The 15,145-nt window shown below is 73.3% G+C and carries 13 protein-coding genes; 5 read left to right on the plus strand and 8 right to left on the minus strand.

All coding sequences use genetic code 11. The features are described 5' to 3' along the window. Window positions 1–241: 241 nt before the first annotated feature. On the plus strand, window positions 242–1,669 hold the full coding sequence (locus GTY84_RS07480; protein ID WP_161225306.1) for a hypothetical protein: 1,428 nt from the start codon (window positions 242–244) through the stop codon (window positions 1,667–1,669). A 320-nt stretch (window positions 1,670–1,989) separates the two neighbouring features. Further along, window positions 1,990–3,498: an alkaline phosphatase PhoX gene (locus GTY84_RS07485; protein ID WP_161225307.1), complete on the plus strand. Its 1,509-nt coding sequence runs from the start codon at window positions 1,990–1,992 to the stop codon at window positions 3,496–3,498. Window positions 3,499–3,686: 188 nt separating this feature from the next. On the opposite strand, the gene GTY84_RS07490 is transcribed toward GTY84_RS07485, so the two are convergent. The 3 genes from GTY84_RS07490 to GTY84_RS07500 form a co-directional block, all read right to left on the minus strand. Next, window positions 3,687–4,961 carry a TerD family protein gene (locus GTY84_RS07490; protein WP_161225416.1) on the minus strand — a complete coding sequence of 425 codons (1,275 nt, stop codon included), beginning with the start codon at window positions 4,959–4,961 and terminating at the stop codon, window positions 3,687–3,689. Window positions 4,962–5,247: 286 nt separating this feature from the next. Next, the gene (locus GTY84_RS07495; protein WP_161225308.1) at window positions 5,248–6,705 is read right to left on the minus strand and encodes a penicillin-binding transpeptidase domain-containing protein; all 1,458 of its coding nucleotides are present in this window, start codon (window positions 6,703–6,705) and stop codon (window positions 5,248–5,250) included. A gap of 64 nt (window positions 6,706–6,769) precedes the next feature. Next, window positions 6,770–7,258 (minus strand): GNAT family N-acetyltransferase, encoded by a 489-nt coding sequence (locus GTY84_RS07500; RefSeq protein WP_161225309.1) that lies wholly within the window; start codon window positions 7,256–7,258, stop codon window positions 6,770–6,772. Window positions 7,259–7,421: 163 nt separating this feature from the next. Between GTY84_RS07500 and GTY84_RS07505 the strand changes: the two genes are divergently transcribed. Then, on the plus strand, window positions 7,422–8,144 hold the full coding sequence (locus GTY84_RS07505; RefSeq protein ID WP_161225310.1) for a DsbA family oxidoreductase: 723 nt from the start codon (window positions 7,422–7,424) through the stop codon (window positions 8,142–8,144). A 181-nt stretch (window positions 8,145–8,325) separates the two neighbouring features. Here the strand turns inward: GTY84_RS07505 and thpD are convergent, their stop codons facing one another. The 5 genes from thpD to GTY84_RS07530 form a co-directional block, all read right to left on the minus strand. Further along, entirely contained in the window at window positions 8,326–9,222 is an 897-nt protein-coding gene (gene thpD, locus GTY84_RS07510; protein WP_161225311.1) for an ectoine hydroxylase, read from the minus strand. Window positions 9,223–9,228: 6 nt separating this feature from the next. Then, the gene (locus tag GTY84_RS07515) at window positions 9,229–9,627 is read right to left on the minus strand and encodes an ectoine synthase (protein ID WP_161225312.1); all 399 of its coding nucleotides are present in this window, start codon (window positions 9,625–9,627) and stop codon (window positions 9,229–9,231) included. 92 nt (window positions 9,628–9,719) lie between these two features. Beyond that, on the minus strand, window positions 9,720–10,991 hold the full coding sequence (gene ectB / locus GTY84_RS07520; protein ID WP_161225313.1) for a diaminobutyrate--2-oxoglutarate transaminase: 1,272 nt from the start codon (window positions 10,989–10,991) through the stop codon (window positions 9,720–9,722). Between the two features lie 86 nt (window positions 10,992–11,077). Beyond that, complete coding sequence (ectA, locus tag GTY84_RS07525) at window positions 11,078–11,632, minus strand: diaminobutyrate acetyltransferase (RefSeq protein WP_161225314.1); 555 nt, start codon at window positions 11,630–11,632, stop codon at window positions 11,078–11,080. Window positions 11,633–11,997: 365 nt separating this feature from the next. Then, window positions 11,998–13,098, minus strand: a complete 1,101-nt coding sequence (locus GTY84_RS07530; protein WP_161225315.1) for an aminotransferase class V-fold PLP-dependent enzyme — start codon at window positions 13,096–13,098, stop codon at window positions 11,998–12,000. Between the two features lie 199 nt (window positions 13,099–13,297). Here GTY84_RS07530 and GTY84_RS07535 point away from each other — a divergent pair, with 199 nt between their 5' ends. Continuing rightward, the gene (locus GTY84_RS07535; protein ID WP_202550006.1) at window positions 13,298–13,885 is read left to right on the plus strand and encodes a hypothetical protein; all 588 of its coding nucleotides are present in this window, start codon (window positions 13,298–13,300) and stop codon (window positions 13,883–13,885) included. 78 nt (window positions 13,886–13,963) lie between these two features. Then, a complete protein-coding gene (locus GTY84_RS07540) occupies window positions 13,964–15,061 on the plus strand; it encodes an amidohydrolase family protein (RefSeq protein ID WP_161225316.1) in 1,098 nt (365 codons plus the stop codon). Window positions 15,062–15,145 lie beyond the last annotated feature (84 nt).

The raw sequence follows: 15,145 nt of genomic DNA on the forward strand, positions 1-15,145 counted from the left end.
GGTGAACAGTTGTCCCGCCGATTTCTACGCGCGTCAATCTCCTGCCTGGCCAACCTGGTTGTCAAGGTTTCGGCCATGTACTCCACCCGTCGGGGAGATGAACCGGGCGGCATGGGCCCAAACCCGTCTAGGCTGAGCCGCTGAGCCCTACGGTGCGCAGGCCGCCCGTACGGCAGTGAGGACGGCCGTGCGGCGGTGAGGACACGCACGGCGGTCATGGCGCGCGAGGAGAGAACAGCCGATGTCAGACAGCTCCACCCTGCCGCCCGCACGGTTGCGCCCCGAGGCGGAGCTGGCCCGCGAGGCCCTGTCCACGCCGGTGCTCTCCCGCGCCGCGCGGCTCGCCCGCTGGGCCGGGCCCGCCACCCGTGTCGACGCCGGCGGCGGGCTCGTCGAGGAGCAGTTGCCCGCCGCGGCCGCCGCGCTGGACCTCACCGGGGACGACGCCGCGGCCCACGCCGGCGAGGCATGGCGGATCGCCGTCGACACCGGCCTGGTCGAGATCACCGACGAGGAGGAGGGCACCGTCGTCCCGGGCGCGGACCTGGCCCTGCTCACCGCCGGCTCCCCGCAGGACGTGCTCGACGTGTGGCTCACCGCCCTGGAGGCCGTCCTCGCGGACGCGAGCGTGCCCGACCTGGACGATCTCGTCGACGCGATGGCCGAGGGCGGCGAGGTCGACCTGTCGTCCCTCGACTGGGACCCGGAGGCCGAGGCCGAGTTCCTCGACAGTGTGCTCGGCAACCTCTACCTCCTCACCGTCGCCGAGGAGGGGCCCGCCGACGCCCCGGTGCCGCTGCCCGCGCTGGCCGCCTCGGTGATCGTCCCCAGCGACATGGGCGAACCCACCAACGACGTGCTGGAGCAGGTGTCCGACGCCATGATGCGGCTGGACGACCAGTTCCGGATGCTGGAGCCGGTCGGCCTCGTCGCCTACCGCCCCGTCGACGAGGCGCTCATGGCCGACGCGGACGAGGAGCCCGCCGCCCCCGTCGACGACACGGACGTCGCCCGCTACGGCATGGTCCGGCTCACCCCGCTGGGCCTCTACGGGCTGCGCAACCGGCTGCTGGAGGCCGGCTTCGGCGCGCCCGCCGTGGGCGACCTCGCGGACAAGGGCGCCGACGCGCTGCTCGACGGCACCGCCGCCTACCCGCCGCAGGCGGCCCACGCGGAGACCCGGAACTGGCTGGAGTCCCGCGAACCGCTCACCGCCGCACGGGAGTTGCTGGCCGCCGCGCGCGGCACCGACCCGGGCGCGCCGCTGCGACGACTGCGCTGCCAGCAGGCCCTGTCCCTGGTCGGGACGGAGGCCGGGCCCGCGCTGCGGGAGGTGCTCGACGACGCCGAACTGGGCGGCCTGGCCCGCGTCTGGCTCACCGAGCACGGTGCGCGCGACGTCCCGGCGCCGCCCGAGGAGATGGTCTTCTGGCTCACCGTCGACACCCTCGCCGCACAGCTCGCCGCCGAGGGCAACTCCGAGGAGCTGCGGGCCCTGGTGGAGGGGCTCGCGCGGCAGCACGGCGGCTTCTTCGACACGGCCTGGCGGGTCGAGCACCCGGCCACGGCGGACGTGCTGGAGGCGATGGGGCGGCTGCACCCCGACAAGAAGGTCGCCAAGGAGGCCCGCAAGGCGGCGTTCAAGGCGCGCTCGCAGCACGGCGGATAGCACGTCGGCGGGACCGCCGGAGGGGCCGCACGGGCGGGTCGGCCGCCCGTGCCCGCCGTTCGCGGCCGTGCGGTCCCGCACGGGCGGGTCGGCCGCCCGTGCCCGCCGTTCGCGGCCGTGCGGTCCCGCACGGTGCGAGGTCCGTGCGGGACGGGAGGGGCGCGCGGTAGGGACGCGGGGGCCGACGGCGGGCGGGTTCCGGAAGGGGCCGGACGGCGGACGGACGGTGTTCAGGTCCCGTTCAGGCGCGCGCGGCACCGTGTGCGCCGTACGAGGACCGCGGTCCTCCGGCACCACCACCCCCGTCACAGGAGGCGCAGATGTCGCTCACCCGCAGGGACTTCACCCGACGGTCCGCACTCACCGGTGCCGGGGTCGCGCTGGTGGGCAGCGCCGGTGTCCTCGCCACCGCCCCCAACGCGCTGGCCTCCGCGGACGTCGGGACCGCGGGTGCCGGGCGGGCGCGGGGCCAGGGCGAGGGCCAGGACGAGGACCAGAGCGGTCAGGGCCGGGACAACGGCCGCGGGTACGACGGAGTCGGCTACGGCCCCCTCGTCCCCGACCCCGCCGGCATCCTCGCCCTGCCCGCCGGTTTCCGCTACGGGATCATCACCCACAGCGGCCGGACCCGGCTGGAGTCGGGCGAGTACACCCCCTCCCACCACGACGGCACCGCCGCCTTCGCGGGCCCGCGCGGCAGCACCCTGCTCGTCAACAACCATGAGCTCGGCGGCGCCCGCGGCAAGTGGGACCACCCCGTACCGCTGACCGAGGGGCTCGTCTACGACCCGGCCGCCGCCGGTGGCTGCACGGTCGTCGAGGTCCGCCGCGACGGGCAGGTCGTCGAGTGGGTCGGCATCGCCGGGACCGCCACCAACTGCGCGGGCGGCAGCACTCCCTGGGGCACCTGGCTGACCTGCGAGGAGACCGAGGACAAGGCCGGCAGGAACGGCATGACCAAGGACCACGGCTATGTCTTCGAGGTCGACCCGGAGGACCGCCGGGCCAACCGCGACCCGCAGCCGATCAAGGCTCTCGGCCGCTACGCGCACGAGGCTGTTGTCGTCGATCCCAAGGGCGGTCACCTCTATCTGACCGAGGACGCCTCCAACCCCAACGGCCTGCTCTACCGCTGGACCCCGCCCAGGGACTTCCGCCACGGCCGCGGCCGGCTGCGGACCCTCGCCGCCGACGCGGGCGTCCTCCAGGCGTTCCGGTGCTTCGACTCCGGCGGCCGGTTCGTCGACGACCTCTCCCATGCCACCCGGACCGGCACGGTGTACGGCGTCGACTGGATCGACGTCCCCGACCGCGACGCCGCCGCCACCTCCGTGCGCAAGCAGTTCACCACCGGCCAGGTCACCCGGGCCCGCAAGCTGGAGGGTATGTGGTGGGGCGACGGCGGCGCCTACATCGTGTCGTCCTACGCCCGTGCCGAGAGCCCCGGCCTGCCGCACGACGGCCAGGTCTGGTTCTACGACCCCAAGCGCCGCACCCTCACCCTCAAGGTGCTGCTCGGCGTCAACCCCGCCCCGGCGGCCGAGAGCGCCTTCGACGGTCCCGACAACATCACCGTCTCGCCGTACGGCGGCCTGGTCATCGCCGAGGACGGCGACGGCCTCCAGTACCTCTTCGGCGCCACCGACAGCGGGCGCACCTACCCCATCGCGCGCAACGAGCTGAACACCGGCACCGCTGCGGACCCCGAGTACAGCGAGTTCACCGGCGTCACCTTCTCGCCCGACGGCCGCACCCTCTACACCAACATCCAGACGCCGGGCATCATGCTCGCCATCACCGGCCCCTGGAAGCGCCAGAAGCGCGGCTGAGGCGCGGGCCCGCACCGCCGCCGGGCCCCTCCGGTCCGCGGGGGTGTGTCAAACGATGTGAACAGTGGCCGCGATCCTGTGCACGGCCCGCTCGGATGAGCGCACGATGCACAGGGTGCGGCCATCTGTTCACTCTTTTTTCTCCCCACCCCCGCGGGGACGGGCGGTGGGGTGGTCCGGTCCGGCGGTCAGAGGGCCTGGGCGGCGGGCTTGACCATGCCCCGGACCGTGCGGGCCTTCAGGAAGTCGCCCATGGCGGTCATCTCCCACTCGCCGGAGTACTGGCGGATGAGCTTCGCCATCATCACGCCCGTCTGGGGCTCGGCGCCGGTCAGGTCGAAGCGGACCAGTTCCTCGCCGGTGGCGGCGTCGAAGAGGCGGCAGTACGCCTTGGCGACCTCGGTGAACCTCTGGCCCGAGAAGGAGTTCACCGTGAAGACCAGACCGCTGACCTCCTGCGGGAGACGGCCCAGGTCGACGGTGATGATCTCGTCGTCGCCGCTGCCCTCGCCGGTGAGGTTGTCGCCCGAGTGCTGGATGGCGCCGCCGAGGATCTGCAGCTTGCCGAAGTAGCAGCTGTCGATGTGGTTGCGCTGCGGGCCGTAGGCGATGACCGAGGCGTCCAGGTCGATGTCCTTGCCCCGGTACGCCGGCTCCCAGCCGAGCCCCATCCGCACCTGGGAGAGCAGCGGACGGCCGCCCTTGACCAGGGACACCGTCTGGTTCTTCCGGAGGCTGACCCGGCCCTTGTCCAGGTTGATCTTCCCGGCGCCCGGCGCGGGGTGAGCGGGCGGGGCCGAGGGCGGGGCGGGCGGCGGGGCCGCGGGCATCGCCGGCACGGTGGCGGCGGACGACCTCGTGTACGTGACCGGCGGCGCCGGGGGAGCCGCGGGCGCCGCCGGAGCCGCGGGCGCTGCCGGGGCCGGGGGTGCCGGAGGTGCCACGGGCGTGGGTGCCGCCGATGCCGCCGGCTCGTCGACCGTGACACCGAAGTCGGTGGCGATACCGGCAAGCCCGTTGGCGTAGCCCTGCCCGACCGCGCGCGCCTTCCAGACCCCGTTGCGCCGGTAGATCTCCATGACCACCAGCGCCGTCTCGGCACCGAGCCGCGGCGGGGTGAACGTGGCGAGGACGGAGCCGTTCGCCGCGTCGCGCAGGGTCGCGGTCGGCTCGATGCCCTGGAAGGTCTGCCCGGCGGCGTCCGGGCTGGCGGTGACGACGATCTTCTCGACGCCCGTGGGGACGGCGCCGGTGTCCACGGTGACCGAGTCGGGCGCGGTGCCGCCGCCGGAGCGGTGGGTCACGCCCGGTCCGGTGGGCTGGTTGTAGAAGATGAAGTCGTCGTCGGAGCGCACCTTGCCGTCGGCGGTGAGCAGCAGGCCCGATACGTCGAGCCGCACGGGCGCGGTGACGTCCACCGCCACGCGGGCGGCGGTCAGAGGGATGTTCGAGCCGGGGGTCATAGCTGTCATGCCGGGTGAACGAGCGAAGATGTTTTGCCGTTCCCTTACCCTCGGCCGATCGGGTAGGTACGCCCGGTGCCCGCCCGTACCCTGCCGCCCCGCCGGTCCGGCGGGCCATGACGACGCGGGCGGGGTGCCGTGGGGGGTGCGGGCGATGCCACGGGGCCGGGGCATGCTCGGGATCGCACGCGCGCCGGGTCCGGCGCTCCGGGGAGCGTCCCGTCCCTCCCGCGCGGGTGGGCCCCTGCGCGGGGTGGGCCCCGGGCGGGGCCCACCCCGCCGCGGTCTACCCCTCAAGCGCCGCGCGCATCATCGCCCGGGCCACCGGTGCCGCCAGTCCGTTGCCGCTGACCTCGGAGCGGGCGGCGTCGGACTGCTCGACCACGACCGCCACGGCGACCTGCCGGCCGTTCTCCGGGGAGGTGGCGTAGGAGGTGAACCAGGCGTACGGGGTCCTGCTGTTGTTCTCGCCGTGCTGGGCGGTGCCCGTCTTGCCGCCGACGGTGACGCCCGGGATGCGGGCGTTCGTACCCGTGCCCTCCCGGACCACCGTCTCCATGGCCGAGCGCAGCTGGGCCGCGGTGGCGGTGCCCACGATCCGCCGCGACGTGGCCTCGCCGTCGTAGTCCCGGAGCACGTCGCCGCCGCCGTCGGTGACCCGGGAGACCATGTGCGGGGCGACCAGCTCACCGCCGTTGGCGAGGGCCGCCGAGACCATCGCCATCTGCAGCGGTGTCGCCGTCACGTCGAACTGGCCGATGCCGGTCAGCGCCGTCGAGGGCCGGTCCATGTCCTCGGGGTACACGCTGGGGTGGGCGCGGACGGGCACGTCCTGCTCCGAGTCGTTGAACCCGAATCGCTCCGCCATCGCCCGCAGCCTGTCCTGGCCCAGGTCGACGGCCAGCTTCCCGAAGACGTTGTTGCAGGAGTGGCGCAGGGCGGTGCGGAGCGTGGCGTCCTCGCAGGGGGCCGACGGGTTCTCGTTGGTGAGGTTCCGCGAGGTGTCCGGCATGCGATACGGGTCGGGGCTGTCCGTCGGTTCGTCCACCGACCCGTACAGCCCCTCCTCCAGCGCCGCCGCCGCGACCACCAGCTTGAAGGTGGACCCCGGGGGCAGCGGCCGGCGCAGCGCCCGGTTGGTCAGGGGCTCGTCGGGGTCCCCGGTGAGCCGCTTCCAGGCCGCGGCGGCGGTGTTGGCGTCGGTCAGCTCCGACGGGTCGTAGGAGGGGGTCGACACCACGCCGAGGATGCGGCCGGTGCCGGGGTCGACGGCGACGGCGGCGCCCTTCTTCCCGCCGAGCGCCTCGTATCCGGCCCGCTGCACGTCCGGGTCGATGGTGGTGATCACATCGCCCGGCGCGGACCGGGCGCCGGTGACGGTGTCCAGCACGGTCCGCAGCCGGGGGTCGGTGCCGTTCAGCGCGTCCCGGTGGACGCCCTCCAGGAGGGTGGGGGCGTAGCTCTGGGAGGTGTAGCCGGTCACCGCCGCGTACAGGGGGCCGTCCGTGTACGTGCGCCGGTAGCGGAGGTCACCGCCCTCCGTCGGCGCCGAACCGGTGACCGGGTGCCCGGCCACGACGATGTTCCCGAGCGGCTGCGCGTAGGTCCTGATCGCGTTGCGCCGGTTGTCCGTGTCGTCCGCGAGCGCGCGGCCCTCGTAGAACTGCACCCAGGTGGCCCTGACCAGCAGGGCGAGCACCAGGATCAGAGAGAAGGCCGCCGCGCGCCTGATCATCCTGTTCATCCCGTTCCCTGGACGAGCGGGGGGCGGGGGATCGTTCCGCCGACGGTGATTTCTCATCGTCCGCTCATCCGCCGCCGGGCGTCCGGTCCAGCAGATGGAGGACGACCTCGTCGATCTCCACGCCGCGCGCCGGAGCGTGGCCCCGGGTCCGCGCGCTCGGGGTGAAGCCGCACTTCTCCAGCACCCGCAGAGAGCCCGCGTTGTCCGCCGCCGCCCGCGCGTAGAGCGGCCGTTCCGGCACCTCGGCCAGCAGTTGGCGCAGGGCGGCCGTGGCCACCCCCCGCCCCCAGTAGGCCCGGTCCACCCAGTAGGTGACCTCGCGTTCGCCCGGCTCCCCGTACACCGCGGCGCTGCCCAGGACGTCGCCGTCGCCGAGGATCGTGCGCACCACGTCCGAGGAGGTCCGGGCCCGCGCCCAGCGGGCGTCGAAGGCGGCCCGGTCGGCCGGGTCCTCGGGGGTGAAGGCGGCCATGCGCAGCGCCTCCGGATCGTTCAACTGCCGGAAGAAGACGGGCAGGTCGCTGTCGTGAACCTCACGCAGTGCGATGTCCATGGGGAGAGCCTAAGGGGCGGTGCCGGTGGTGCGCCGGGGACCGGAACGACCGCCCGGCCGGATTCCCCCTGGGGCCGGGAATCACCCAGGCTGCTTGAACGTTCACGTACAGGCTGAGGAGTCCCCGCAGCCGTACGCCGGACTACCTGGAGAGAGCCGAGACATGCGCGTCGAGATCTGGAGCGACATCGCCTGCCCCTGGTGCTACGTGGGCAAGGCCCGCTTCGAGAAGGCGCTCGCGGCCTTCCCGCACCGGGACGCCGTCGAGGTCGTCCACCGCTCCTTCGAGCTGGACCCGGACCGGGCCAAGGACGACGTCCAGTCCGTCCTGTCCATGCTCACCGCCAAGTACGGCATGAGCGAGGCCCAGGTGCGGGCCGGCGAGGACGACCTGGGCGCCCAGGCCGCCGCCGAGGGCCTGGAGTACCGCACCCGCGACCGCGACCACGGCAGCACCTTCGACATGCACCGGCTGCTGCACCTCGCCCGGGAGCACGGGCGGCAGGGGGCCCTGCTGGACGCCCTCTACCGGGCCAACTTCGCCGAGGAGGCCACGGTCTTCAACGACGACGAACGGCTGGTGGCCCTCGCCACCGGCGCCGGGCTGGCGGAGGACGCCGTCCGCGCGGTGCTCGCCGACCCGGCCGCTCACGCCGACGCGGTGCGCGCCGACGAGCGGGAGGCGGCGGAACTCGGCGCCAGGGGCGTGCCGTTCTTCGTGATCGACCAGAAGTACGGCGTCTCCGGCGCCCAGAGCGCGGAGGTCTTCGACCAGGTGCTCACCCGGGCCTGGGGCGAGCGCACCCCGCTGACCCTGATCCGGGGCGGCGCCGGGGAGGACGCGGAGACCTGCGGCCCGGACGGCTGCGCGGTCCCCGGACACTGACCCGGCACCGGGTACCCGCGCGCGCACGGCACTCGCGCGCCCACGGCATCCGCCGCGCCGTTCGCCTCGCGCCATATACCCCGCGCCGTACAACCCGTGCCCGCACGCGCAGGGCACCGGGCGGGCCCCGCCAGGGAGGCTCCGCCCGGTGCCGTCGCCCGCCGCCGGGCTCATCCGCCGTTCACCGCACGGGCGTGAAGTCCCGCGCCCCGATGAACTCCGGCCGGCGCACCGGCGCCGCGAAGGGCTCGACCGCCGTGTTCTCCACGCTGTTGAACACGATGAACACGTTGCTGCGCGGGAACGGCGTGATGTTGTCGCCGGACCCGTGCATGGCGTTGCAGTCGAACCAGGTCGCGGAGCCGGCCTTGCCGGTGAACAGCCTGATGCCGTGCTCCGCGGCCATCGTGGTGAGCGCCTCGTCCGACGGCGTCCCCGCGTCCTGCATCTGCAGGGACTTCTTGTAGTTGTCCTCCGGCGTGGCCCCCGCGCAGCCGAGGAACGTCCGGTGCGACCCCGGCATGATCATGAGGCCGCCGTTGGTGTCGTGGTTCTCGGTCAGCGCGATGGAGACGGAGACCGCGCGCATGCGCGGCAGGCCGTCCTCGGCGTGCCAGGTCTCGAAGTCCGAGTGCCAGTAGAAGCCGCTGGCCCCGAAGCCCGGCTTGACGTTGATCCGCGACTGGTGGACGTAGACGTCCGAGCCGAGGATCTGCCGGGCCCGGCCGACGACCCGTTCGTCGCGCACCAGTTCCGCGAACACCTCGCTGATCCGGTGCACCTCGAAGACGGACCGGATCTCCTTGGACTTGGGCTCCACGATGGAGCGTTCGTCCGCGCGGATCTCCGGATCGGACACCAGCCGTTCCAGCTCCCGCCGGTAGACCTCGACCTCCTCGGGGGCGAGGAGCCGGTCGAGGGCGAGGAAGCCGTCGCGCTCGAAGGAGCCGAGGTCACCGGCGGCGAGCGGGCCGGGGGCGCCCGGCTCCCCCCAGACGACCGGGTCGCGGCGGGGCGTGACCACCTCGGTGGAGCCCCGGGTGGGGTAGAGATCGGTGACGTTCGTGGCCGTGGTCACGGTGGTTCACACCTCCTCGGTGAGCAGGGGGTAGACGCCGTTCTCGTCGTGGTCCTCGCGCCCCGTCACGGGCGGGTTGAAGACGCAGATGCAGTGGAAGTCCTCCTTGACCCTGAGCGTGTGCCGCTCGTGGCCGTCCAGGAGGTACATGGTGCCGGGGGTGATGTAGTAGGTCTTCCCGGTCTCGCGGTCGGTCAGCTCGGCCTCGCCCCGGGTGCAGACGACGGCCTCGATGTGGTTCGCGTACCACATGTCGGTCTCGGTGCCCGCGTAGAGGATCGTCTCGTGCAGGGAGAAGCCGACCTTCTCCTTGGCGAGGACGATGCGCTTGCTCTCCCAGGTGCCGGACGCCGACTTCACGTGCCGGTCGGTGCCTTCGATCTCCTTGAACGAACGGACGATCACGGTGTTGCGATGCCTCCTCGGTGAAGGGGTGGTGCGGGGATACCGGCGCCCGCGGGTCCGCCACGGGGCGCGGGCGCCGGAAGCGCTCGGGTTCAGGCCGTCTCGCGCACCGCGCGGGCCAGTGTCTTCATGCCCTCGTCCAGCTCGTCGGGCGTGATGGTCAGCGCCGGGAGCAGCTTGACGACCTCGCTCTCCGGGCCGGAGGTCTCGATGAGCAGCCCCAGTTCGAAGGCGCGCCGGGCGATCCGCCCCGCGCGCGGCTTGTCGTGGAACTCCACGCCCCACACCAGGCCCCGGCCGCGGTACTCCTTGATGTCGGCCAGGTTCTCCTCGGTGATGGCGATGAGGTGCTGCTCGATCTGCTCGCCGCGGGTGCGGGTCTGCTTCTCCATCGCGGAGCCGTCGCTCCAGTACGTCTCCAGCGCGGCCGTCGCGGTGACGAAGGCCGGGTTGTTGCCGCGGAAGGTGCCGTTGTGCTCGCCCGGCTCCCAGACGTCCAGTTCGGGCCGGAACAGGCACAGCGACATGGGGAGCCCGTAGCCGCTGATCGACTTGGAGACGGTGACGATGTCCGGGGTGATCCCGGCCTCCTCGAAGGAGAAGAACGCGCCGGTGCGTCCGCAGCCCATCTGGATGTCGTCGACGATGAGCAGCAGGTCCTGCCGCTCGCACAGCGCGGCCAGCGCGCGCAGCCACTCCGGGCGGGCGACGTTGATGCCGCCCTCGCCCTGCACGGTCTCGACGATCACGGCGGCCGGCTTGTTCAGGCCCGAGCCCTGGTCCTCCAGGAGCCGCTCGAACCACAGGAAGTCCTCGACGGTGCCGTCGAAGTAGTTGTCGAACGGCATCGGCGTGCCGTGCACCAGGGGGATGCCGGCGCCGGCCCGCTTGAAGGCGTTGCCGGTCACCGCGAGCGACCCCAGCGACATGCCGTGGAAGGCGTTGGTGAACGACACGATCGCCTCGCGCCCCTTCACCTTCCGCGCCAGCTTCAGCGCGGACTCCACGGCGTTGGTGCCCGTCGGGCCCGGGAACATGACCTTGTAGGGCAGGTCGCGCGGGCGGAGTACCACGTCCTGGAAGGTCTCCAGGAAGCGCCGCTTGGCCACGGTCGACATGTCCAGGCCGTGCGCGACGCCGTCCCGCTCCAGGTAGTCGATCAGCGCGCGTTTCAGTACGGGGTTGTTGTGCCCGTAGTTGAGCGAACCGGCTCCGGCGAAGAAGTCGAGGTACTCGTGGCCGTCCTCGTCGTACATGCGGCTGCCGTGGGCACGGTCGAAGACGGTGGGCCAGCCGCGGCAGTAGCTGCGCACCTCGGACTCCAGGGTCTCGAAGACACTCAGATCGGGCTGGGTGATGGTCACGACGAATCGCTCCTCGTTGCGAGAGGGGTGAGAGGGGGAGTCGGGCGGATTCCGGCGGAACGGCGGCGTTCCGGGCCGGAACCGGGTCAGTGGGAGGCGGGGGAGCCGGGGGCGTCCGCGGCGCCGGCCGTGGCCGGGGCGGACAGCGGGCCTATCCGGTACAGGACCTCCGGGTCGTGCGGCCCGTCGGGAAACGACTCCGTCGCGAACAGCACCTCGCGCTCCAGCGGGGCGCGGTGCCGCTGGGCGAAGGACGTGAACAGCCGCTCGGAGGCGGTGTTGCCGGGCGAGATCGTGGTCTCGACCGCGGTCAGCCCGTGCTCGGCGACGGTCCGGGCGGTGAGCGAGTCCAGCATGGCCGAGGCCAGCCCCCGCCCGCGGAGGGCGTTGTCCACCGCCACCTGCCACACCAGCAGGGTGTCGGGGCGGTCCGGCCGGATGTACCCGGTGATGAAACCGACCGGCTCACCGCGCCCGTCGCGGGCGACGGCCGAGGTGGCGGCGAAGTCGCGGCACCACAGCAGATAGCTGTAGGAGGAGTTCAGATCGAGCACCTGGGAATCCCTTGCCATCCGCCACAGGGCGGCCCCGTCGGCCACTCTCGGACGGTCGATTTGCAGCTCTGCTTGCGCGGGAGTCATGCAGATTGAATTTACCCAGGGAAATGGGAAAATGCATCGCCGGACGGGGTTACATGTCGGCGTTGCCTGTGTTATCACGCGGGCGCGTTACGGGGCATCAGGAGGTTGACGTTTTGGGATATTTCGACCGGGTTATATGGTAGAAAACGGACAGTATGTGTAACGGGTCACAATCATGTAACCCGTTCGCCGCAACGTCGGAATCGCCCGCTTTCCGGCTCCTTGAAATCACTGCGTTTAGGTCCCCGGAAAGCGGGCAGAAGAATACGGGAAGCTGCCCTGAAAAGAATTCATTAATTTCAGGTGATCGAATATTCTGACGTTACCCGTTATTCATGGTGATGAGTGGTTCGTGCTTTCGTTCGTCAACGCCACGCACCCGCGGCGGCGCGTCGCGCCCCCTCCGGGTCCGTCGTCCGTCCCGTCCCGGCCAGCGCGTCGCCCAGCGCGGACAGGCAGGCCAGCACCGTCTCCGGCGTCGCGTCCCGCCCGTAGTGGTTGACCCGGATCATCTCCCCGGCCAGCGCCCCGCCGCCCGCGGCCAGCGGCAGCGCCGGGCCGGCGGCCAGGGCCCGCGCCACCAGTTCGGAGGCGTCCACCCCCGGCGGCGTCCGCAGGGTCGTCGCGACCGGCGCCGCGTCCCGCGCCTCGCGCACATAGGGCTCCAGTCCGCCGCCCAGCGCCGTCGCCCCGGCCCGGGTGGCCGCCGCGGCCGACGCGTGCCGCGCCATCACCGCGGGCAGCCCCGCCGCCCCGACGCGCTCCAGGCACGCCTCCAGCGCCAGCATCTCCAACTGCGCCGGGGCGTGCAGCAGCGCCCGGCGGCCCCCGTCGATCCAGCGCTCCTTCCAGTCCAGCAGCGACAGGTACGAACGGCGCGGCGCGCGCGGGTTGGCCGCCATCCGCGCCCACGCCCGCTCGCTGACCGACACCGCGGAGACCCCGGCCGGACCGCCCAGCGCCTTCTGCGCGCCGATCACGCACAGGTCCACGCCCCAGGCGTCCGGCAGCACCGGCTCCGCGCCGACCGAGGCCACCGCGTCCACGGAGAACAGCGCGCCCCGCTCCCGCACCACCTCGCCGATCTCCGCGACCGGGTTGGTGTTCCCGGTCGCCGCCTCCGCGTGCACCAGCGACACGAAGTCGATCTCCGGATGCTCCGCGAACGCCTCCCGCACCTGCTCGGCGGTGACCGCCGTGTGGAACGGCACGGCCAGGTCGTGGACCGTCGCCCCGCAGTCCCGCAGCCAGTTCCCGAAGGTCTGCCCGTACGGGCCGGTGATCACGTTGAGCGCGACGGTGTCCGGACCGGCGGCGCCGCGGATCGCGCCCTCCAGCGGCAGCAGCGCCTCGCCCTGGGTGATCACCACGTCCTGCGCGGTGTCCAGCAGCCGCGCCACCCGGTCCTCGATCGCGGCGAAACGGGCGGCGTCCATCGGGGCCGGGTCCAGCAGGGGGTGGGTCACGGCGGCGCTCTTCTCGGTCGTGTCCGGGCGCGGTCGGACCGGTGGGCCGTCACGGCCGGGCGGGCTGCGGATACGGGATCGAGGGTAACCGTGCCCCGCGCGGCCCTCCGCGCCGGATGCCGTCCGCCGTGGCGCCCGCGCCCGGAACTGTGGCTTCCGCCACTGCCGAGCCGCTCCCCGACCTGATGGACTCCTCCGCGTGCTCGTCCTCCTGCTGCTCGTCCTCATCGCGGTGGTGACGGCCCTCGTCCTGCGTCGCGCCGCCCCGGCCCCGCCCGAGCGCGTCCCCCGGTGCGTCCGGGGCGCGCGGGCCACCGGGGCCGCGTCCGCGTGCCCGGCCGTCCCCCCGGCGTACCGCCGCGCCGGAGCGCGGCTGCGTGCCGTCGCCGGGTGTGCCGGGGTCGGGGCCGCCGCCCTGTACGCCTGGGGCGCGCTCTCCGTGGCCTGGGCGGTCGTCGAGGCGGAGGACGGCGGCACCGCCTCCGCGCCCATGGCTCCCTGCCGGACCGGCGCCGAACCGGAACGGGCCGCCCGGGTCGTCGACTACTCCGCCTCCTACCTGCCCCTCGGCTTCCTCTGCGAGACGGGCGACGGCGACGGCTACGACTCCGGCGAGATCCCCGGCTACGCCAACCCCGGCGTCGCCGTGCTCGGTCTGACCGCCGCCGCGGGCGCCGTCGGCGCCGGATGCGCGGGGGAACTCGGCGCCCGTGCCGCGGCCCGTGCCCGCCGGGAGCGGGGGAGCGGACCGTCCGCCCCGCCGTACGGCCGGACGGAGCGGCCGTAGGCGCCGCCGCCGCGTCCCCGTCGCGACCGGGCGGACCGGGCGGACGGGTAGGCGACGGCAGGGCCTAGGGTGCCGGACATGACTGATCAGGCGGTGCTGCACGTGAAGGGGCGGGTCCTCGTCGGCCCCCGGGACGAGGACGTCCGCGACGAGGTGTGGGTGATCGGCGGCAGGATCTCGTACGACCGCCCCGCCGGGGCCCGGGACGTCCGCACCGTCGAGGGCTGGGCGCTGCCGGGGCTGGTCGACGCGCACTGCCACGTCGGCCTCGACCGCCACGGCGCCGTCCCCGCCGACGTCGCCGAGCGGCAGGCGCTCACCGACCGGGACGCGGGCACCCTGCTCATCCGCGACGCCGGTTCGCCCTCCGACACCCGCTGGATCGACGACCGCGAGGACCTTCCGAAGATCATCCGGGCCGGCCGGCACATCGCCCGCACCCGCCGCTACATCCGCGGCTACGCCTGGGAGATCGAGCCCGAGGACCTCGTCGCCCATGTCGCCCGGGAGGCCCGGCGCGGCGACGGCTGGGTCAAGCTGGTGGGCGACTGGATCGACCGCGACCTCGGCGACCTCTCCGCCTGCTGGCCGCGCGACGCCGTCGAGGCGGCCATCGCCGAGGCCCACCGGCTGGGCGCCCGGGTCACCGCGCACTGCTTCGCGGAGGACTCGCTGCGCGATCTGGTCGAGGCCGGCATCGACTGCGTGGAGCACGCCACCGGACTGACCGACGACACCATCCCGCTCTTCGCGGAGCGGGGCGTCGCCATCGTGCCCACCCTGGTCAACATCGCCACCTTCCCCGCCCTGGCCGATGGCGGGGAGGGCAAGTTCCCGCGCTGGTCCTCCCACATGCGCCGGCTGCACGCCCGGCGCTACGAGACGGTGCGCAACGCCCGCGACGCCGGGGTCCCCGTCTTCGTCGGCACCGACGCGGGCGGCTCCCTCGCCCACGGCCTGGCGGCGGCGGAGGTCGCCGAACTGGTCACCGCCGGGATCCCGCCCGTCGAGGCCCTCTCCGCCGCCACCTGGGCCGCCCGGCGCTGGCTCGGCCGCCCCGGCCTGGACGAGGGCGCCCCGGCCGACCTCGTGGTCTACGAGCGGGACCCGCGCGCGGACGTGCGCGTGCTCGGCGCCCCGCACCGGGTGGTGCTCAACGGACGCGTGGTCGGATAGCGGGCACGGGTGACGGGAGGGAACGACTGTGCAGAAAGAATCGAAAACGCGGGCGGAAACCTCACGAAGGGGTGAAGTGCCCCG

Origin of the sequence: Streptomyces sp. SID8352, assembly GCF_009862265.1 — a bacterium.
GTDB lineage: Bacteria > Actinomycetota > Actinomycetes > Streptomycetales > Streptomycetaceae > Streptomyces.